We start from the raw sequence: 19,672 nt of genomic DNA on the forward strand, positions 1-19,672 counted from the left end.
ATCAGGCGCCACCTGACACAGGGTGTCGCGTGAGGGTTTGGTGACACGAAAACGAAATGAAGACGTCACCACCCCACGAATGTTGCGCACATTCTAGAGCAGCATCTACGACGAAAGTAGAGCACAGTGCGCACGTCTTTGGTTCGTGTGAATCACCAATCGCGTCGCGACGTGACAGCTTCTCACCAAAGCGAATGGCGCTCACCCACGCTAATGGCTTTCACCAACGCGAAAGGCTTTCACCAACGCGAAAGGCTCGCCGTGGCGAGCCTTTCGTGAATGCCTGAGCACCGCGCGTACGCGAGGCGTCAGGTGTTCGGGGCTTCAGTGCTGCCGTCTCAGGTTACAGACGTACCAGCATCTTGCCCTTGTTGGCGCCTGTGAACAGCTTGAGGAAGGCGTCCGGCGTCTGTTCCAGTCCCTCTTCCACCGTCTCTTCGTAGTCGATATCGCCCTTGGCGACCTGCGGCCCCACTTCCTCGAGGAAGCGGCTGTAGTTGTCCCAGTGATCGAAGACGATGAAGCCCTGCATGCGCGCCCGGCGAATCAGGATCATCGAGATATTGGAGGGGCCCGCCGCCACCTCGGTATCGTTGTAGCTGGAGATCATGCCGCAGACGGCGATGCGTGCACCGACGTTCAGGTTGTTGAGCGCCGCCACCAGGCAGTCACCACCGACGTTCTCGTAGTAGACATCGAAACCGTCCGGGCAGGCCTCCTTGAGCGCTTTCGTCAGCTGCTCAGCATCCTTGCCCTTGTAGCTGACCGCCTTGACGCCGCGCGCCTCCAGCCAATCCAGTTTCTCCTGGCTGCCGGCGATGCCGACGACAGTCCCGCCCTTGGCCTTGGCCAGCTGCACGGCGAGCGAGCCGACCGCACCGGAGGCCGCGCTGACCAGCACGTTGTCGCCCTCTTTCATCTCGGCGATGATGTTCAGACCGGTCCAGGCAGTCATGCCCGGCATGCCCAGCACGCCCAGATAGGCCTGCTCCGGCACGTCGATGCTCGGCAGCGGCTCGACCTGGTCGCCAGACAGCTGTGCGATATCACGCCAGCCGCCCATGTGACGCACCTTGTCGCCGGTCTTGAAGCGAGAGTCGCGTGACTCGATCACCTCACCGACTGCCGCACCCTGCAGCGGCTCATTGAGCTCGAAGGGGTCAATATAGGTCTTGGCGCCACTCATGCGGCCACGCATGTAGGGATCGACGGACAACCAGCGGTTGCGAATGCGCACTTCCCCTTCGCCAAGCTCGCTCAGCGCCTCTTCACGCAAGGTGAACAGGTCGCGTTCCGGAGTGCCTTTCGGATAGTCGGTGATCGTGTAATAGCGTGTCTGCATGAAATGCTCCTTGCGAATGATCTGGTCAAACGTCACGTGATCAGAATCGTCATCAGGCAGGTGGCCCGAGGCCTTGACCGTGTGACGACAGGTCGCCGCAATCGTTCCCCGGCGACGAAGTTCCACCAGATTACTCGCGCTCCCGATATCACACCAATGACAGAAACTGAATTCCGGTATGCATGAGACTGATATCATGCGTGGTTGAAAATACGCACCTTCGTCCCCCGTCCGGGGCCTCTTCACCACCGGAAACTTCCCGCCATGCATCTGGCTGAACTCGCTCGCCATGACCTCAACACGCTGGTCGCGCTGCATGCGTTGCTGGAAACGCGCAGCGTGTCTCGGGCCGCGGAGCGCCTCAACCTGAGTCAACCTGCCGTTTCACGTACCCTGGCTCGGCTGCGCGAGGCCTTTGACGATCCCCTGTTCGTACGTGCGCAACGCGGCCTGCGCCCCACGGCACGTGCCGAGGCGCTCAGACAGCCTCTCGCGCGGCTGCTCCAGGAGCTGGGCGCACTGCTGGCACCCCCCGAATTCTCGCCAGCCGACAGCCAACGCCGCTTCCAGCTGGCCACCACCGACTATGGCATGCACGCCTTCGTGGCACCGCAGATAGCGCCGCTGCATGACCAGGCACCCGGCATCCGTCTGGACATCCAGGCCTATGGGGGCAATGTCGAACAACAGCTGGAGGAAGGGGGGCCGGAGCTTGCGATGTGCGTGCCCACCGCCAAGGTGCCGGCCGGCGTGCATGGGCGCGAGATCGGGGATGACCAGTTCGTCTGCGTGATGCGCAAGGACCACCCGCTGGCAGCGAAGGAGACATTGAGTCTGGAGGACTTCGTCGCCGCCAGCCATCAATTGATCAGCATGGGCGGTGATGAGCGTGGTGCGGTGGATCTCAAGCTGGCGGAGCTGGGCTTGAGTCGGCAGGTCGTCATGCGCCAGCCCCACTTCCTGGCCGCCTTCAGTGTCACCTGCCATAGCGATCTGCTGCTATGCGTTCCGGGCTGCCTGGCCATCAGCATGCTGGATCAGCTACCACTGGTGCTGCGCCCGCTGCCCATCGCCATCAACCGCTTCTCCTACTGGCTGGTGTGGCACGAACGCCTGCATCATGACGCCGGGCATCGCTGGCTGCGTCAATCTCTCTCGACAGGCATTCAAGCCCGCCACCGCGAACTCTCCCATCGGCTGCGTCAACGCCTCACGCCTTGACACTGTCGTGACAGCGGGGATGTGCGCAGGATTGACTCGACACTGCACCAGAAATTGCCCCGACACTGAACCAAAAAAAGACCGCCACCCCATGGGGTGGCGGTCTCTGGTGGCAGAGGTCAGGACGTGATTCTCAAGGGAGGCAATGCCTCGAGTGAGACGTGACGGTACTCACGTCCGTTGCTCCGTGCTCACTTGCGCTCGATATCGGCATTCTCGCGCAAGGATTCCTGCAGCCCCTCGACGGCTGACTGGGCCTGCAGGCGCATCGCCAGACGCGACAGGAACTGGTCCATGTCACCCGGCTCGGCCTCTCCTACATCGGTCAACGCGATCAGGGCGATGCCGCCCTTGAGGGCTGCCTTGCCATACACCGGCTGGTCTGCCTCGGGATGCGGCAGCGCGAAGGCCTGCTTGACCAGATTCTCAGGCAGCTGGGAATCTCCCTGACGGCTGACGTCGTCTGCGTCGCGCCAGTCGATCCCTTCCAGAGACTTGCCTTCACGCAGCGCCTCGATGCGCGTCTGTGCCAATGTCTCAAGCGCCTTGGCGGTCTTGTCCGCCTTGGCTTCACGCTGCACCTGCTGCTTGACCTCGTCGAGGGCCAGCGTCGTGGCCGGACGCTGCTCGAGCACGCGCAGCACCAGACGGCGACTGTCGTCGAGTTCGATCACATCGCTGTTGTAGCCTTCCTTGAGCACTTCGTCATCGAAGGCAGCCGCCATCACGCCCGGCTCGGACAGCAGTTCGTCGTCATTCTCCTGTGCCACCCAGTCGGTCTTCTCCAGCGGAAGATCCAGATCCTCGGCAACGCTGGCCAGATCATCCGCCGCGAAGCTTTCATCCTTGAGCTGCTGCGCCTTCTCATTGAAGGTGTCACGCGAGGCTGACTTGCGCGCCTGGGTGAGCAGTTCATCACGCATTTCGTCGAACGGCGCGATATCGAGCCCGGTCACCTTGATCAGGTGCAGGCTGTCGCCGGTATCGACGATGTCCGAGACCTGCCCTTCATCCAGCGCGAAGGCGGCGTCATCGAAGTCTTCGCCGAAGATACCGCGGGTGATCACGCCCAGCTCACCGCCATCCTCGGCCGTGGAGCTGTCTTCGGAGACCTCGGCCGCCACCTTGGCGAAGTCTTCGCCGTTGGCGAGTGCGTCACGTGCGCCTTCGAGCTTGGCACGCGCAGCCGCCACATCATCGCCCTTCTCGACCATGATGTGCGCGATCTCGCGCGGTGCATCGGCACGCTTGGCGGCATATTCGGCCTTGAGCGTGTCCTCACTGATCTCGCCACCGTCGGCCAGCTCATTCTGATCCAGCAGCACATAGGCCAGCTTGACCTGGGCCGGACGCCGATAGTTGTCCTGATGGTTGTCATACCAGGCGGTCAGCTCATCCTCGCTCAAGGTGACCGGCGACTCGAGGTCGGCCTGACTCAGGGTGGCGTAACGGAAACTGCGCGTCTGACGCTGAAGCTGGCTGAGCGTCTCTTCTTCGCCCGGCAGCACGAAGGCACTGGCAGCGAAGCCATCGGTCAGCTGCTGACGCAGGGTGTCGCTGCGCAACTGCTCGCGGAAGGACGTCGGCGAGTAGCCGGCGCTGGCCAGACGATTGCGGAAGACGTCGGCGTCAAAGCGGCCCTGGTCATCCTGGAATTCCGGGAAGCTGACGATCAGTTGATCGAGCTGTTGTTCTGAGAGGTGCAATCCACCCTCTTCGGCGTACTGGTCCAGCAGACGGGAATCGATCATCTGGGTGATGATCTGATTGCGTGCCTCACGCTCCTGTTCGGGAGCGACCTGTCCGGAACGGATGGCACGTTGCACTTCGGTCTCAACTGACTGACGGCTGATCTTGTCGCCATTGACGCTGGCGATCTCATCACTGCTGCCAGTGAAGGCACCAATGATCGACTCAACGCCGAAGAAGGCAAAGGTGACGACGATAAAGCCAACGATCGTCTTGGCCACCCAGCCATGCGACCGGTCTCGAATTCGTTGCAGCATGCGGGCCTCGAGCTACAGGGAAGGAAATGGCCTCTAGGGCCGCGAATCAGTGACTGTTGATTATACGCATGACGCCGACAGATGCAGGTGCCTTTGGTAGCGGCAGAAGCAGGGTCACCGCAGATTGCCCATGATATCAGTCACAAAAAAAGCGCATCGCCAGGCGATGCGCTTCGATTTCCTGGTGCCGACCTGACAGACAACGACGTCCTGACAGGGCGGCACCACGTCACCGGGTACCTGCAAGAGCAGGCAGACCTCAGTTGACGGCGTCTTTCAGTGCCTTGCCAGCCTTGAAGCTCGGCACCTTGGCAGCACTGATTTCGATCGGATCGCCAGTCTGCGGGTTACGGCCAGTACGAGCAGCGCGCTCCTTGACAGTAAAGGTGCCGAACCCGACCAGTGCCACGGTCTCACCTTTCTTCAGGCTATCAGTGACGGTGTCGACCATCGCATCGAGTGCACGGCTAGCTGCTGCTTTCGGAATATCGGCAGATGCAGCAATGGCTTCGATCAGCTCGGATTTATTCACTCTTCACCCCTTGAATTTGCAAAAAAATTACCAGAAATCAGCGCGAAAATTACGGGTGCTAAACGCGATCGCGACGAAGCGGAGTTTATAGCAACGCCCTCAAACGACTGTCAAGCAACCTCACGCGCAAAACCGCACCACGCCGCCGTTTCGACAACGGCATGGCCAGAAATATCCATCAATGTGTACTGATGACTGACTGACGACCACTGGCATCGTCCTGTCGAGATTCATCCGGCTCACTTGAAGACTTTTCCGCCAGAGCCACCTCAAGAACTTCATCGATCCAACGCACGGGGCGAATGTCCAATGCATCCTTGATGGTGTCCGGGACCTCCTTGAGATCACGGCGATTCTCTTCGGGAATCAATACGAGCTTTATACCACCGCGTCGCGCTGCCAGCAATTTCTCCTTGAGGCCGCCGATCGGCATGACTTCGCCGCGCAGGTTGACCTCACCGGTCATCGCCACATCACAGCGCACGGGGCGCCCACAGTAAGCGGACACCATCGCGGTGACCATGGCAGCCCCCGCACTGGGGCCGTCCTTCGGCGTGGCACCTTCCGGCACGTGAATGTGCAGGTCTTCCTTCTCGAAGCGTTCAGCCTCGATACCGAAGGACTCGGCGCGTGCGCGCACGACGGTATGCGCTGCACTGACCGACTCCTTCATCACGTCGCCCAGCGAGCCCGTTTTGCTGACACGGCCCTTGCCGGGCGTGACCACCGACTCGATGGTCAGCAGCTCACCGCCGACGGACGTCCAGGCCAGGCCCGTCACGCGCCCGATCTGGTCCTCGGCATCCGCGAGACCGAAGCTGTACTTGCGGACACCCGCGTAATGCTCGACCTGCTCGGCCTCGAGGTGCATGGAAGACAGCGCACCTTCCTTGGCCTCGGCGACCACGCGCTCGCGCACGATCTTGCGGCAGACCTTGGCGATCTGGCGTTCCAGCTCACGCACACCGGCTTCACGCGAATAGTAACGAATCAGCTCGAGCACGGAGGCTTCACTGAAGGTCAGCTCGCCCGGCTTCAGGCCATTGGCCTTGAGCTGCTTGGGGGCCAGGTAGCGCATCGCGATGGCCAGCTTCTCGTCTTCGGTGTACCCCGGCAGACGGATGATCTCCATGCGATCACGCAGCGGCCCCGGAATGTTCATCGAGTTCGAGGTACAGATGAACAGGGTCTCGGACAGATCGTAATCCAGTTCGAGGTAGTGATCGGCGAACTTGTCGTTCTGCTCCGGGTCCAGCACCTCAAGCAGCGCCGAGGCCGGATCACCACGGTGATCCATGCCCAGCTTGTCGATCTCGTCGAGCAGCACCAGCGGATTCTTGACGCCGGTCTTGGTCATGCGCTGGATGATCTTGCCCGGCAGGGCGCCGATGTAGGTGCGACGGTGGCCACGGATCTCGGATTCATCCCGCACGCCACCCAGCGCCATGCGAGTGTACTGGCGATTGGTGGCGCGGGCGATGGACTTGCCCAGCGACGTCTTGCCGACACCCGGCGGTCCTACCAGACACAGCACCGGCCCCTTGAGCTTCTTGACGCGCTTCTGCACGGCGAGATACTCGAGGATGCGTTCCTTGACCTCGTCGAGACCGTAATGGTCCTCATCGAGCACCCTGGCGGCGTGATCAATGTCATGACGCACGCGGGTGCGCTTCTTCCACGGCACATCGCACAGCCAGTCCAGGTAGGTGCGCACCACGGTCGCCTCGGCGGACGTCGGGCCCATCATCTTGAGCTTGTTGAGCTCCTGATTGGCCTTTTCCTCGGCGTCCTTGGGCATGCCGGCGTCCTTGATGCGACGCTCATACTGCTCGACCTCATTGGGCACGTCATCCAGCTCACCCATTTCCTTCTGGATGGCCTTCATCTGCTCATTGAGATAGTACTCGCGCTGCGACTTCTCCATCTGCTCCTTGACGCGGGTACGAATGCGCTTCTCGACCTGCAGCAGGTCGATCTCGGCTTCGATCAGCGTCATCAGGTGCTCGATGCGGTCGCGCACCTTGTCCATCTCGAGCAGCGCCTGCTTGTCATCGATGCCCAGTGACAGGTGGGCACTGATGGTATCCACCAGGCGACTCGGGTCCTCGATGCCCTGCAGGCTGCCCAGCACTTCATTGGGCACCTTCTTGGACAGCTTGACGTACTGCTCGAACTGGTTGAGCAGAACGCGTACCAGGGTCTCCTGCTCGCGCTCGGACAGCGGCTGGCTGTCACGCAGCACGACATCGGCGATGCTGTGACCGTCGTCATGCAGACGAATCGCCTGGATATCGGCGCGTGAGCTGCCCTCGATGAGCACCTTGACGGTGCCATCGGGAAGCTTGAGCAACTGCATGATGTCGGCGACGGTCCCGATCGCGAAGAGATCCTCGGCAGTCGGGTCGTCCTGGCTGGCTTCACGCTGTGCCGCAAGCAGGATCTTCTTGTCGCCTTCCATGGCCACTTCGAGGGCCTGGATCGACTTTTCCCGGCCGACGAACAGCGGAATCACCATCTGGGGATAGACCACCACATCCCGCAGCGGCAGCAGCGGAAGTGTCAGGGTCTGATCATCGTTCTGCTCCATGGCAGACGTTCCTCGGTATTCTGTGGGTGGGCCGCCTCACACGGCTCTCTGATACAGAGACCATGGGGGCAAGGTCATGATTTTGCAATGATCCTGAGACGCATGGGCGGTAACTCAACGCTGAATGAAGCCGCACGCGAGTCATGAGGAACATTGCCAGAGAGGCGAGTGACGAAGGCAAACGCAACGGGGGGCCTTGCGGCCCCCCGTTGGTGCGACTCAGGCCTGGACGCTTCAGCCGTCCTTGCCGGCCACCTTGCCCTGACTCTTCTCTTCGCTCTGGGAGTAGATCAGCAGCGGCTTGCTGTCGCCGGCAATCACTGACTCATCCACTACCACCTTGCTGACATTCTCTTCCGAGGGAATGTCATACATGGTATCGAGCAGCACGCCCTCGAGAATCGAGCGCAGACCACGTGCGCCGGTACGACGCTCGATGGCCTTGCGAGCCACGGCACGCAGTGCGTCTTCACGCAGGTCCAGCTCGACATCTTCCATCTCGAACAGGCGCGAGTACTGCTTGACCAGCGAGTTCTTCGGCTCGGTCAGGATCTGTACCAGCGCGTCCTCGTCCAGCTCGGTCAATGTCGCGATGACCGGCAGACGCCCGACGAACTCGGGGATGAGACCGAACTTGACCAGATCGCTCGGCTCGACATCCGCCAGTACGCGACCAACCGTCTTCTCGTCCTGCTTGCTCTTGACCTCGGCATTGAAGCCGATGCCCCCCTTCTCGGCGCGCTCACGGATCACCTTGTCCAGACCGGCGAATGCACCGCCGACGATGAACAGGATGTTGGCCGTGTTGACCTGCAGGAACTCCTGCTGAGGATGCTTGCGCCCGCCCTGCGGCGGCACCGAGGCAGTGGTGCCCTCGATCAGCTTCAGCAGTGCCTGCTGCACACCTTCACCCGAGACATCACGGGTGATGGAAGGGTTGTCAGACTTGCGGGAGATCTTGTCGATCTCATCGATGTAGACAATGCCGCGTTCGGCCTTCTCGACATCGTAATCGCACTTCTGCAACAGCTTCTGGATGATGTTCTCGACATCCTCACCGACGTAACCCGCTTCGGTCAGGGTGGTCGCATCCGCGATGGTGAAGGGAACGTTCAACAGGCGTGCCAGCGTCTCGGCCAGCAGCGTCTTGCCGCTACCGGTCGGGCCGATGAGCAGAATGTTGGACTTGCCCAGCTCCACTTCGTCCGCTGCCTTCTGACCGGCACGCAGACGCTTGTAGTGGTTGTACACCGCGACGGACAACACGCGCTTGGCGCGGTCCTGACCGATCACGTAGTCGTCGAGAGTCGAGCGAATCTCACGCGGCGCCGGCAGGCGATCATCATCACCTTCGGCGTCGGCTTCGAGGACCTCTTCGCGAATGATGTCATTGCACAGATCGACACATTCGTCGCAGATGTAGACGGAAGGTCCCGCGATCAGCTTGCGCACTTCATTCTGATTCTTGCCACAGAAGGAGCAGTACAGCAGTTTGCCGTTCTCGTCCTTGCCTTTGCCGTCAGCCATTCGCGTACCTCTCAATGGCGGTGACTCCCCGGGGAGTCACCGGAAATGCATGTTTACCGACGTCAGGTCAGCCGTGTGCGTGGATCATTCCACGTCCGGACGGCGTTCCAGCACGGCGTCGATCAGGCCGTACTCCATCGCCTGATTGGCGGCCATGAAGTTGTCACGGTCCGTATCGTTGGCGATGGTGTCGAAGTCCTGACCCGTATGGTGCGCGAGAATGCGGTTCAGCTTCTCGCGAATGGTCAGGATTTCCTTGGTGTGGATCTCGATGTCCGTTGCCTGGCCCTGGTAGCCACCCAGCGGCTGGTGAATCATCACACGAGAATTGGGCAGCGCGTAACGCTTGTCAGCGGCACCGCCTGCCAGCAACAGTGCCCCCATGCTGGCCGCCTGGCCGATGCATACGGTGGACACGTCGGGCTTGATGAACTGCATGGTGTCGTAGATCGCCATCCCTGCAGTCACGGAGCCACCCGGCGAGTTGATGTACAGATGGATGTCCTTGTCCGGGTTTTCAGACTCGAGGAACAACAGCTGAGCCACGACCAGATTGGCCATGTAATCCTCAACCGGGCCCACAAGGAAGATCACCCGTTCCTTCAGCAGGCGGGAATAGATGTCATAGGCCCGTTCGCCGCGAGCATTCTGCTCGACAACCATCGGAACCAGACCGCCTGCATTCTTGATGTCGAAGTCGTTCATGGGGGCTTCCTTCATCCGATGACATTGATATCCATTGAGCATGCCACTTTACCCTGCCCACTGACCAGAGACCCGGCCGTAGCCGGGTCCTGGAATCACATGCAGAAAGTCAGCACGCTAGGTCAGCAGACAGGTATCAGGCCTGCTCTTCTGCTTCTGCCGCTTCTTCTTCGGCTTCTTCCTGCTGCTGTGCTGCCTGCAGGGCTTCCTGGTAGGACATGGTAACGTCCTTAACCTGAGCCTGTGTCAGCAGCTTGTCAACGGCCTTCTCTTCGAGCAGGACGGACTTGAGCTGGTTGCGAGCCTGTTCGTTGGAACCATAGTACTCGGTGACCTGAGCCGGATCCTGATACTGCTGGGCCATTTCTTCAACGCGAGCGTTGAGCTCTTCGTCGCTGACGTCCATCTCGTTGCTGCTGACGACTTCGCTGAGCAGCAGGCCAGTCTTGACGCGCTGGACGGCCTGGTCCTGGAACAGCTCACCCGGCAGCTGGGAGACGTCGAAGTCTTCGCCCAGACCGAACTGCTGTGCTGCCTGACGCTTCAGGCCGTCGATTTCCTGATCCGCCAGTGCCTGCGGAACGAGGATGTCATTGGCCTTGGTCAGCTCAGCCAGCACCTGCTGCTTGACGCGATTCTCGATCGCGTTCTTCAGCTCGCGCTGCATGTTCTTCTTCACTTCCACCTTGAAGCTTTCGACATCGGCAGCTTCCAGGCCGAACTGGGCGATGAACTCTTCGTTCACTTCCGGCAGTTCCTGAGCCTTGACGGCGTGGACCTTGACCTTGAAGGTCGCTTCCTGACCGGCGAGGTGCTCGGCCTGGTAGTCAGCCGGGAAGGAAACCTTGATTTCCTTGTCGTCGCCAGCAGAAGCACCGACCAGCTGCTCTTCGAAGCCCGGGATGAAGCTGTTGGAACCCAGCACCAGCTCGTGGCCTTCAGCGCTGCCGCCTTCAAAGGCTTCTTCACCGAGGAAGCCTTCGAAATCGATCTTGACCTGGTCGCCGTCAGCGGCAGCGCGCTCGACGTCGGTCCAGGAGGCATTCTGCTTGCGCAGGGTCTCGATCATCTCTTCGACGTCGGCGTCGGTCACTTCGGCCTGCGGACGCTCGATTTCAGCGCCTTCGATCGGCTTCAGTTCGATTTCCGGGTAGATTTCCAGAGTCGCGACGAACTCCAGATCCTTGCCGGCTTCATCGACGGTGGCATCGATCTTCGGCCAGCCAGCCGGGTTCAGTTCGTTTTCGGTGACGGCGGTCACGTAATGCTGGCGCATGATCTCGCCAACGATCTCGTTGCGCACGTCCTTGCCGTAACGCTGTTGCACCACTGCCATCGGCACGTGGCCCTTGCGGAAGCCGTTCAGACGAACGGTCTTGGCGGTTTCCAGAAGACGGGCGTTGACGGCCTGGTCGACTTCAGAAGCCGGCACCGTGATGGTGACCTTGCGCTCGATCGGAGAAGTCGTTGCGACAGAAGCTTGCATGAAAGTTCCTCTACCCACTGGTGGCGTTCGAATCATAAAGGCGAAGATTGTAGAAACCCCGCCACGCGCTGGCAAGCGCGGATATGACCTGCCATATGGTGCCTTGGTCCAAGATATTCAAGGAGCCAGGCCTTTTTCTGCTCCGTCCTCCCGCCTGACAGGCGCATGGAGCGCCCGTCAACCCGGTCAGATCGCAGACGAAGCAGTGCGAAAAAACACGAAAAAAGGGGGAGAAAGCCATTGGCCTTCTCCCCCTTTTGCGGCATGCCGCCCGCCCAAGCGGGACAGGCAGCATCCTGATATTCATCGAGACGTGGGGTGGATGATGGGGTTCGAACCCACGACCACCGGAGTCACAATCCGGGGCTCTACCACTGAGCTACACCCACCACTTCTGGAGATTGGACAGAAAGCCTGCCGTCTCCATCTCGTTGATACTGCTCAAGCTGACATGCAATGGGGTGGATGATGGGGTTCGAACCCACGACCACCGGAGTCACAATCCGGGGCTCTACCACTGAGCTACACCCACCACTGCATGAACACCTTCACATCGTCTGGTCGCCATCATCAGGCTCAATGAAGAGCAATCCGATTCCCATCATGACAACAATCGCTATCGTGATGGCACGCCCAGCAGGACTCGAACCTGCAACCTACGGCTTAGAAGGCCGTTGCTCTATCCGGTTGAGCTATAGGCGCAGAAACTGATGCTGCGAGTCAACCTCCGGACAAAGCCTTGAATGCGCGTCTCGAAAGACCGAAGTCTTGCGAGGTGCTGCATTCAAATGGTCGGGATAGAGGGATTCGAACCCCCGACATCCTGCTCCCAAAGCAGGCGCGCTACCAGACTGCGCTATATCCCGAAACCGTCTTCAACCGACCGTCGAACCCCGTCGATGCGAGGCGTATTCTACCGAACTTTCGTCTGCGGTCAAGCCCTTACGTGAATTCTTTCCAAAAGAATCGTTTCCCTTCCTGCTGTCACGCCACTGTCATGTCAGCATCCAGTGATACACGCGGGGTGCGCTACCACCGCCATACGGGCACCTCACTCTCGCCCCTACCCTGGCACCGGGCGAGATCAGTGACGACTCACTTCCACTGAGCGGCATCCGTGGCCCGACCATCGGGTCTGAGCTTCTCCTTCTCCTTCTCCTTCTCCTCGAAGCTGATCACGTCGATCGTCCCTTCTACTTCTACTTCTACCTCTACCTCTACCTCTACCTCTACCTCTTTCTATTTCTCTTCCCCGATCAGGCATCTCGCGAACGCCTCGTCTGACGGATCCTTGGAAAACTGACAGAAAGGTCTGACAGAGAGAACTGGCTGAGAGAACTGGCTGAGAGAACCGACAGCTGTGGTCTCACGACGTCGAGTTCCAGACTCGTGGGCAATCAGCACCGCTGCCTGCCCACGAGATGCCTCCAAAAGAGGCGATACTTGCATCTGCTTTCGACCAAGGTCGTCATTCGGCGTTGACTGCCAGACAGGGCATGCGAAAATTGTCCCCGGTTTCTCCCCTCCTGCATTTTTGCCTATGAGAAGGAATGATCGCTGATGGCAGCACAACTGATTGATGGCAAGGCCATTGCCGAACGCGTACGCCAACAGGTCGGCCGCCAGGTCGAAGCGCGCCGCGATGCCGGTGAACGAATCCCGGGGCTTGCCGTCGTGCTGGTCGGCGAAGACGCGGCATCCGAGGTCTATGTCCGCAACAAGCACCGCGCTTGCGAGAAGGCAGGCATCCACTCCACCCAGCACCGTCTGCCTGCTGACACGACCCAACAGGAACTTGAAGCCCTGGTCGACTCGCTGAATGACGATGCCAGCATTGATGGCATCCTGGTCCAGCTGCCGCTGCCGGAGCACCTCGACTCACGCCCGATCCTCGAACGGATCCGCACCGACAAGGATGTGGACGGCTTCCATCCCTACAACCTCGGTCGTCTGGCACAGCGCCTGCCGGTGATGCGTCCCTGCACGCCCAAGGGCATCATGACGCTGCTGTCCGAGAGCGGCCTGCAGGTGCGCGGCATGGACGCCACCATCGTCGGCGCGTCCAACATCGTCGGCCGTCCGATGGCGCTGGAGCTGATGCTGGCTGGCTGCACCACCACCGTCTGCCACCGCTTCACCAAGGACCTTGAGAGCAAGGTCCGCCAGGCGGATCTGGTCGTGGTCGGCGTGGGCAAGCCGGGCCTGGTCAAGGGGGAGTGGATCAAGGACGGCGCCATCGTCATCGATGTGGGCATCAATCGTCTCGAGGACGGTTCGCTGGTCGGCGATGTGGAATTCGCGCCAGCCGCGGAGCGCGCCGGCTGGATCACGCCGGTCCCCGGCGGGGTAGGCCCGATGACCGTGGCCTCGCTGCTGGAGAACACCCTGTTCGCCGCCGAGCTGCACGACGCGCGCCTCACCGCCGAGTAACCCCCTCGCCCTTCTCTCTAGCTCGTGATGGAGGCCCGACATGAACGGGCCTTCATCGCGTCTGACTCAGGATCGCATCATGACCCTCAAGACTCTTGGCATCATCGGCGCCATGGCCGAGGAAGTGGCCATTCTCGCCGAGCGCCTGGAAGACAGCACCACCAGCACCCACGCCGGCTCCACCTTCCATGTCGGCCAGCTGCACGGAATGAAGATCGTGCTGCTGCAATCCGGTATCGGCAAGGTGAATGCCGCCGTCGGTGCCTGCCAGATGATCGAGCGCTACCAGCCGGATGCCATCATCAATACCGGCTCGGCCGGTGGTTTCGCGTCTGATCTCGAGATCGGCGATGTGGTCATCTCCAGAGAAGTGCGCCATCACGATGTCGATGCCGTGGTCTTCGGCTATGAGCACGGACAGGTGCCGCAGATGCCGGCGGCCTACCCGTCAGCCCCTGAGCTGGTCAAGGTCGCGCGCGAGTGCGTCGAGGCCCAGGGAGAGATCAAGGCGCGTGAAGGCCTGATCTGCACCGGCGACATCTTCATGTCCGACCCGGAACTGGTCGCGCTGACCCGCTCACGCTTCCCGAGCATGCTGGCCGCCGAGATGGAAGCCGCCGCCATCGCCCAGACCTGCTACCTCTACGACATGCCGTTCGTGGTCATCCGTGCGCTGTCCGACATCGCCGGCAAGGACAACAACAGCCAGTCCTTCGAGGAATTCCTGCACGTGGCCGCACGCCAGTCCTCGCGCATGGTCGATGCCATGGTCAAGCGACTCGCCAGCTGATCGCAGACGGTTCGAAAGCGGTGCTGGTCGACAGCGCACAAAAAACCGCCGCCCCTCATGGGACGGCGGTTTTTTCATGCTGACATCGCATCACGCCAGTGACATCAGCCTTCCAGCACCCAGGTCGTCCCCTCACGGGAGTCCTTGAGGATGATGCCCTGTGCGGCCAGCTCGTCACGGATGCGATCCGCCCCCGCGAAATCCTTGGCCTTCTTGGCGGCGGCACGCGCCTCGATCTGCGCCTGGATCTCGTCTTCAGACAACGCCAGTGCCGCAGTATCGCCCTTGAGGAAGACTGCCGGGTCCTGCCCGAACAGACCCAGCAGACCGCCCAGCGAGATCAGCTCGAAGGCCAGCGCCGGCGCCTGCTGCGGTGCTTCCTTCTTGGCACGGTTCAGCTCGCGTGCCAGCTCGAACAGCACCGACAGCGCACCCGCCGTATTGAAGTCGTCATCCATGGCGGCCACGAAGCGTGCCCGCCAATCGCCTGACACCTCGCCTTGCTCGGGCGTGACAGTCTCGAGCGCATTGTAGAAGCGCTCCAGCGAGCGACGCGCCTCATCCAGCGAGTTGGCTTCATAGCTGATCGCGCTGCGATAGTGGCTGGCCACCAGCAGGTAACGCACCACTTCCGGGTTGTGCTGCTCCAGCACGTCACGAATGGTGAAGAAGTTGCCCAGCGACTTGGACATCTTGTCCTGACCGACACGCACCGCGCCGGCATGCATCCACACGTTGGCGTACTGCTGGCCCGTGGCGGCCTCGGACTGGGCGATCTCGTTCTCGTGATGGGGGAAGGTCAGGTCCGGCCCGCCGCCGTGGATATCGAAGGTGTTGCCCAGGCAGCAGGTCGACATCGCGGAGCACTCGATATGCCAGCCAGGACGCCCCTCCCCCCAGGGCGACGGCCAGCTGGCCTCGCCCGGCTTGGCAGCCTTCCACAGCACGAAGTCGAGCGGATCTTCCTTGGCTTCCTCGACCTCCACCCGCGCACCGGACTGCATGTCGTCCAGCTGACGGTTGTTGAGCTTGCCGTAGCCCTCGAAGCGGCGCACACGGTAGTAGACATCACCGTTGCTGGCCGCGTAGGCAAAGCCCTTGTCGATCAGCGTCTCGGTCATCGCGATGATGTCAGCGATGTGCGCGGTGGCACGCGGCTCGAGGTCAGGACGCAGAATCCCCAGGCGCCCTTCATCTTCATGCATCGCCTGGATCATGCGCTCGGTGAGCGCATCGAAGGCCTCGCCATTCTCGTCGGCGCGCTTGAGGATCTTGTCGTCGATGTCGGTGATGTTGCGCACGTAGGTGACGTCATACCCGCGCGCACGCAGGTAGCGCGTGATGACATCGAAGGCCACCATCACACGCGCATGCCCGATGTGACAGAGGTCATAGACCGTCACGCCACAGACGTACATGCGCACCTTGTTGCCTTCCAGTGGCACGAAAGGTGCCTTGGTCCGGCTCAGGGTACTGTAGATGGACAGTGTGCTCGCGGCATCTTCGAGTGGAATCATTCAGTCATCGCCCTTGGCTACTTTGCTGACAGAAAGCTGTCAGCCTTTCAAAATGGAACGGCCCGCAGGCCGGTCATGCAACTTCGTCACAGAAGGTACAGGATCAGACTGCGGGCCGTGAAGCAGGTCACGAAAGCGTGACGACAGGGCTCCCGCGGGAGCCCGCCGACCATCACCCCTTCTTCTGTGCCTTGGCCCAACCGTCCTTCAGGCTGACGGTGCGGTTGAAGACCAGCGCGCCATCGACGCAGTCATGACGATCCGCCACGAAGTAGCCGATACGCTCGAACTGGTAGCGCGTTTCCGGCGCGGCATCGCGCAGACTCGGCTCACCGAAGCCCTTGACGATGCTCAGCGACTGCGGATTGAGGTGCTCAAGGAAATCGACATCCTTGTCACGGTCCGGCTCGGCTTCCAGGAACAGATTCTCGTACTGACGCACCTCGACCGGCACTGCATGCTCGGCGCTGACCCAGTGGATGACACCCTTGACCTTGCGGCCTTCCGGGTTCTTGCCGAGGGTATCGAGGTCGACACTGCACCGCAGCTCGACGATCTCGCCGGCGTCATCCTTGATCACTTCATCACAGCGGATGACGTAACCGTTGCGCAGACGCACTTCCTTCTCGGGCGCGAGACGGAAGAACTTCTTCGGCGCGTCTTCCATGAAGTCATCCGCGTCGATCCACAGCTCACGGGTCAACGGAATCTGACGCGTGCCCATGTCATCACGCGCCGGATGGCCGGGGACCTCGAACACTTCCTCATGGCCTTCCGGCAGGTTGGTCAGCACCACCTTGAGCGGGTTGAGCACGCACATGGCACGCAGCGCGTTGTCTTCCAGGTCAGAGCGAATGGCGTGGTGCAGCATGCCGATCTCGACCATGCCGCCGTCAGCACGGCTCACGCCGATCATGTCGCAGAACTTGCGGATGGAAGCCGCGGTATAGCCACGACGACGCATGCCGGAGATGGTCGGCATGCGCGGATCATCCCAGCCATCGACCACGCCTTCATCCACCAGCAGCTTCAGCTTGCGCTTGGAAGTGACGGTGTAATCCAGGTTCAGACGCGCGAACTCGATCTGACGCGGCGTGCTCGGCACCGGCAGATTGGCGAGGAACCACTCGTACAGCGGGCGGTGGTCTTCAAACTCCAGCGTACAGATGGAGTGCGTCACGCCTTCCAGTGCATCGGATTGACCGTGGGTGAAATCATAGGACGGATAGATCTTCCACTTGTCGCCGGTCTGATGGTGGCTGGCATGACGGATGCGGTAGAGGATCGGGTCGCGCAGATTGATGTTGGGCGCGGCCATGTCGATGCGCGCACGCAGCACCTTCTCGCTCTCGCCGAACTCGCCCTTCTTCATGCGCTCGAGGAGATCGAGATTCTCCTCGGGGCTACGCTCACGATACGGGCTGGGACGTCCCGGCTCCTTGAGCGTGCCACGGTATTCACGGATCTCGTCCGGCGAGAGGTCATCGACATAGGCCTTGCCTTCGCGCACCAGGTGTTGGGCCCAGGCATAGAGCTGATCAAAATAATCGGAGGCGAAGCGCACCTTGCCGGCCCACTCGAAGCCCAACCACTCGACGTCTTCCTTGATGGCGTCGATATAGGCCTGCTCTTCCTTGGCCGGGTTGGTGTCATCGAAGCGCAGGTGACAGTCGCCACCGAGCTGTTGCGCCAGACCGAAGTTCAGACAGATCGACTTGGCGTGCCCGATGTGCAGGAAGCCGTTGGGCTCCGGCGGGAAACGCGTGACAACCTTTTCGGCGCGGCCGGCGTCGAGTTCTTCGCGGATCTGGTTCAACACGAAGTTCGGGGCGCTCTGGGTCTCGGTACTCATGAAGTTTCGCTGCACCTCTGTGTGGTTCTTGGGCGTCGTGTTCCGGGACGTCACGGGGACTGGCACTGGGTAGCAGGCGATCGTGACGCGCGCTGGCGTGCGTCTCCGGGGCCTGCCGCCCCCTCAGGCTTTCGTCTCAGGATACAAAGCCGCTATTATAGCGCGACGCCCGCAGGCGATGCCATGAGGCCCCGCCTGCCTGACACTTGAGCAAGACAGATGACCGGGAAATTCGCATGATCGTTCTTCACACCAACTACGGCGACATCACCCTCGAACTCAACCACGAGAAGGCCCCGAAGACTGCGGCCAACTTCGAGCAATACGTGCGTGAAGGCCACTACAGCAACGTCCTTTTCCACCGCGTCATCCCGGGTTTCATGGTTCAGGGCGGTGGCTTTGACACCGACTTCAACCAGAAGCCGACCAACGGCGTGATCGAGAACGAAGCCGACAATGGCCTCAAGAACGACCGCGGCACCGTGGCCATGGCACGTACCATGGATCCTCACTCCGCCAGCGCCCAGTTCTTCATCAACGTCAATGACAACGACTTCCTGAACTTCACCAGCAAGACCAGCCAGGGCTGGGGTTACTGCGTGTTCGGCAAGGTCGTCGAAGGCATGGACGTGGTCGAGAAGATCGAGGCGGTCAAGACCACGCGTCGCGACGGCCACGCCGACGTGCCGGCAGAAGACGTGATCATCACCAGCGCCGAAATCACCGAATAAGCGATTTCCGCTGATCGCGCCTCACCGCGCACCTGCCGCCCGGCCTTGCCTCGTGATATCGAGCGTCAGGCCGGGCGGTTTGCGTTGCTCTCTCACTCGGCCTCTTCCGTCGCCTGCTGCGCATGACGACACCCGCCCCGACCCGTGGACCTGACCATGACTGCCACCACTCTGTTCATCTCCGACCTGCACCTGCAGCCCGAGACTCCCGAGATCGCCCAGGGCTTTCTCGACTACATGGCGCGCCTGGCGACCTGCGAACCTGCGGTGGATCGCCTCTACCTGCTGGGGGATATCTTCGAGGTATGGGTCGGCGATGATTATCGCGACGACTTCACCCAGCGCATGAGCGAAGCCATGCAGCGCGTCTCGGCTCGCGGCACCAGGCTCTACTTCATGCACGGCAATCGCGACTTCCTCATCGGCGAGACCTTCGCGGCCGAGGCCGGCGTGACCCTGCTGCCCGACCCGAGCGTGATCGAGCTCGACGGCGAGCGCGTGCTGCTGATGCATGGCGACAGCATGTGTACCCGCGATGAGGCTTACATGAAGTTTCGTGCCATGACGCGCGACCCTCAGTGGCAGGCACAGATTCTGGCCATGCCGCTGGAGCAGCGACTGGCCCTGGCCCAGTCACTGCGCATGCAGTCCGGCGAGACCAACAGCGAGAAGGATGAGGCGATCATGGACGTCACGCCCGAGGAAGTGGTTCGCGAGATGCGCGAGCACGGCGTGCGCACCCTGATCCACGGCCACACCCATCGCCCGGCGGTACATGAACTCGAGATCGATGGCGAAGCGGCGCGCCGCATCGTGCTGGGCGACTGGCGCCCCAATACTGCCTTCGACATCATTGCCTGCGGCCAGGGACCGACCCTGCGGGAATTCGCATTGCCATTGTGTGATGCGATCACCCACGGCTGATCGCCTGCAACGCCCATGAAAA

14 protein-coding genes and 4 tRNA genes are annotated in these 19,672 nt (G+C 61.2%); 5 read left to right on the forward strand and 13 right to left on the reverse strand.

Annotated features, from left to right (window positions below; translation table 11 throughout):
- Nucleotides 1-343: 343 nt before the first annotated feature.
- Nucleotides 344-1,342 carry an NADP-dependent oxidoreductase gene (locus HXS65_RS05585; protein ID WP_077374747.1) on the reverse strand — a complete coding sequence of 333 codons (999 nt, stop codon included), beginning with the start codon at nt 1,340-1,342 and terminating at the stop codon, nt 344-346.
- A 264-nt stretch (nt 1,343-1,606) separates the two neighbouring features.
- Here HXS65_RS05585 and HXS65_RS05590 point away from each other — a divergent pair, with 264 nt between their 5' ends.
- Nucleotides 1,607-2,563, forward strand: coding sequence for a LysR family transcriptional regulator (locus HXS65_RS05590; RefSeq protein WP_167592974.1), 957 nt, complete (start codon nt 1,607-1,609; stop codon nt 2,561-2,563).
- A 191-nt stretch (nt 2,564-2,754) separates the two neighbouring features.
- Here the strand turns inward: HXS65_RS05590 and HXS65_RS05595 are convergent, their stop codons facing one another.
- From HXS65_RS05595 to HXS65_RS05640, 10 genes are all read right to left on the reverse strand, one after another.
- On the reverse strand, nt 2,755-4,569 hold the full coding sequence (locus HXS65_RS05595; RefSeq protein WP_176493422.1) for a SurA N-terminal domain-containing protein: 1,815 nt from the start codon (nt 4,567-4,569) through the stop codon (nt 2,755-2,757).
- A 259-nt stretch (nt 4,570-4,828) separates the two neighbouring features.
- On the reverse strand, nt 4,829-5,101 hold the full coding sequence (locus HXS65_RS05600; protein ID WP_065392603.1) for an HU family DNA-binding protein: 273 nt from the start codon (nt 5,099-5,101) through the stop codon (nt 4,829-4,831).
- Nucleotides 5,102-5,279: 178 nt separating this feature from the next.
- Nucleotides 5,280-7,688 carry an endopeptidase La gene (lon, locus tag HXS65_RS05605; RefSeq protein ID WP_084208104.1) on the reverse strand — a complete coding sequence of 803 codons (2,409 nt, stop codon included), beginning with the start codon at nt 7,686-7,688 and terminating at the stop codon, nt 5,280-5,282.
- Nucleotides 7,689-7,922: 234 nt separating this feature from the next.
- Nucleotides 7,923-9,215, reverse strand: a complete 1,293-nt coding sequence (clpX, locus tag HXS65_RS05610; protein ID WP_077374762.1) for an ATP-dependent Clp protease ATP-binding subunit ClpX — start codon at nt 9,213-9,215, stop codon at nt 7,923-7,925.
- Nucleotides 9,216-9,299: 84 nt separating this feature from the next.
- Nucleotides 9,300-9,920 (reverse strand): ATP-dependent Clp endopeptidase proteolytic subunit ClpP, encoded by a 621-nt coding sequence (clpP, locus tag HXS65_RS05615; RefSeq protein WP_065392597.1) that lies wholly within the window; start codon nt 9,918-9,920, stop codon nt 9,300-9,302.
- Between the two features lie 136 nt (nt 9,921-10,056).
- Nucleotides 10,057-11,406, reverse strand: a complete 1,350-nt coding sequence (gene tig / locus HXS65_RS05620; protein ID WP_077374765.1) for a trigger factor — start codon at nt 11,404-11,406, stop codon at nt 10,057-10,059.
- A 314-nt stretch (nt 11,407-11,720) separates the two neighbouring features.
- Nucleotides 11,721-11,795: transfer RNA gene (locus HXS65_RS05625), tRNA-His, on the reverse strand.
- Between the two features lie 68 nt (nt 11,796-11,863).
- A tRNA-His gene (locus HXS65_RS05630) sits at nt 11,864-11,938 on the reverse strand.
- 93 nt (nt 11,939-12,031) lie between these two features.
- Nucleotides 12,032-12,108 (reverse strand) — tRNA-Arg (locus tag HXS65_RS05635).
- 87 nt (nt 12,109-12,195) lie between these two features.
- Nucleotides 12,196-12,272: transfer RNA gene (locus HXS65_RS05640), tRNA-Pro, on the reverse strand.
- A gap of 694 nt (nt 12,273-12,966) precedes the next feature.
- On the opposite strand from HXS65_RS05640, the gene folD reads away from it, so the two are divergent.
- Nucleotides 12,967-13,836: a bifunctional methylenetetrahydrofolate dehydrogenase/methenyltetrahydrofolate cyclohydrolase FolD gene (gene folD, locus HXS65_RS05645; RefSeq protein WP_176493423.1), complete on the forward strand. Its 870-nt coding sequence runs from the start codon at nt 12,967-12,969 to the stop codon at nt 13,834-13,836.
- Between the two features lie 79 nt (nt 13,837-13,915).
- The gene (gene mtnN, locus HXS65_RS05650; protein WP_176493424.1) at nt 13,916-14,626 is read left to right on the forward strand and encodes a 5'-methylthioadenosine/S-adenosylhomocysteine nucleosidase; all 711 of its coding nucleotides are present in this window, start codon (nt 13,916-13,918) and stop codon (nt 14,624-14,626) included.
- A 104-nt stretch (nt 14,627-14,730) separates the two neighbouring features.
- Here the strand turns inward: mtnN and cysS are convergent, their stop codons facing one another.
- Together cysS and HXS65_RS05660 are read right to left on the reverse strand one after the other, a co-directional pair.
- The gene (gene cysS / locus HXS65_RS05655) at nt 14,731-16,113 is read right to left on the reverse strand and encodes a cysteine--tRNA ligase (RefSeq protein ID WP_077375600.1); all 1,383 of its coding nucleotides are present in this window, start codon (nt 16,111-16,113) and stop codon (nt 14,731-14,733) included.
- A gap of 202 nt (nt 16,114-16,315) precedes the next feature.
- Nucleotides 16,316-17,995 carry a glutamine--tRNA ligase/YqeY domain fusion protein gene (locus tag HXS65_RS05660; protein ID WP_077374771.1) on the reverse strand — a complete coding sequence of 560 codons (1,680 nt, stop codon included), beginning with the start codon at nt 17,993-17,995 and terminating at the stop codon, nt 16,316-16,318.
- A 236-nt stretch (nt 17,996-18,231) separates the two neighbouring features.
- On the opposite strand from HXS65_RS05660, the gene HXS65_RS05665 reads away from it, so the two are divergent.
- On the forward strand, nt 18,232-18,726 hold the full coding sequence (locus HXS65_RS05665; RefSeq protein WP_043331309.1) for a peptidylprolyl isomerase: 495 nt from the start codon (nt 18,232-18,234) through the stop codon (nt 18,724-18,726).
- A gap of 156 nt (nt 18,727-18,882) precedes the next feature.
- Complete coding sequence (locus tag HXS65_RS05670) at nt 18,883-19,650, forward strand: UDP-2,3-diacylglucosamine diphosphatase (protein ID WP_176493425.1); 768 nt, start codon at nt 18,883-18,885, stop codon at nt 19,648-19,650.
- The last annotated feature ends 22 nt before the right edge of the window (nt 19,651-19,672 follow it).

The organism is Cobetia sp. 5-25-4-2 (assembly GCF_013374075.1).
In the GTDB taxonomy this organism is placed as follows: domain Bacteria; phylum Pseudomonadota; class Gammaproteobacteria; order Pseudomonadales; family Halomonadaceae; genus Cobetia; species Cobetia marina.

What these genes read in the sequence shown, in the direction of transcription:
- mtnN (WP_176493424.1), top strand. Translation starts at nt 13,916, where the DNA reads ATGACCCTCAAGACTCTTGGCATCATCGGCGCCATGGCCGAGGAAGTG.
- clpX (WP_077374762.1), bottom strand. Translation starts at nt 9,215, where the DNA reads ATGGCTGACGGCAAAGGCAAGGACGAGAACGGCAAACTGCTGTACTGC.
- tig (WP_077374765.1), bottom strand. Translation starts at nt 11,406, where the DNA reads ATGCAAGCTTCTGTCGCAACGACTTCTCCGATCGAGCGCAAGGTCACC.
- HXS65_RS05660 (WP_077374771.1), bottom strand. Translation starts at nt 17,995, where the DNA reads ATGAGTACCGAGACCCAGAGCGCCCCGAACTTCGTGTTGAACCAGATC.
- HXS65_RS05590 (WP_167592974.1), top strand. Translation starts at nt 1,607, where the DNA reads ATGCATCTGGCTGAACTCGCTCGCCATGACCTCAACACGCTGGTCGCG.
- clpP (WP_065392597.1), bottom strand. Translation starts at nt 9,920, where the DNA reads ATGAACGACTTCGACATCAAGAATGCAGGCGGTCTGGTTCCGATGGTT.
- HXS65_RS05665 (WP_043331309.1), top strand. Translation starts at nt 18,232, where the DNA reads ATGATCGTTCTTCACACCAACTACGGCGACATCACCCTCGAACTCAAC.
- folD (WP_176493423.1), top strand. Translation starts at nt 12,967, where the DNA reads ATGGCAGCACAACTGATTGATGGCAAGGCCATTGCCGAACGCGTACGC.
- HXS65_RS05585 (WP_077374747.1), bottom strand. Translation starts at nt 1,342, where the DNA reads ATGCAGACACGCTATTACACGATCACCGACTATCCGAAAGGCACTCCG.
- lon (WP_084208104.1), bottom strand. Translation starts at nt 7,688, where the DNA reads ATGGAGCAGAACGATGATCAGACCCTGACACTTCCGCTGCTGCCGCTG.
- HXS65_RS05595 (WP_176493422.1), bottom strand. Translation starts at nt 4,569, where the DNA reads ATGCTGCAACGAATTCGAGACCGGTCGCATGGCTGGGTGGCCAAGACG.
- HXS65_RS05670 (WP_176493425.1), top strand. Translation starts at nt 18,883, where the DNA reads ATGACTGCCACCACTCTGTTCATCTCCGACCTGCACCTGCAGCCCGAG.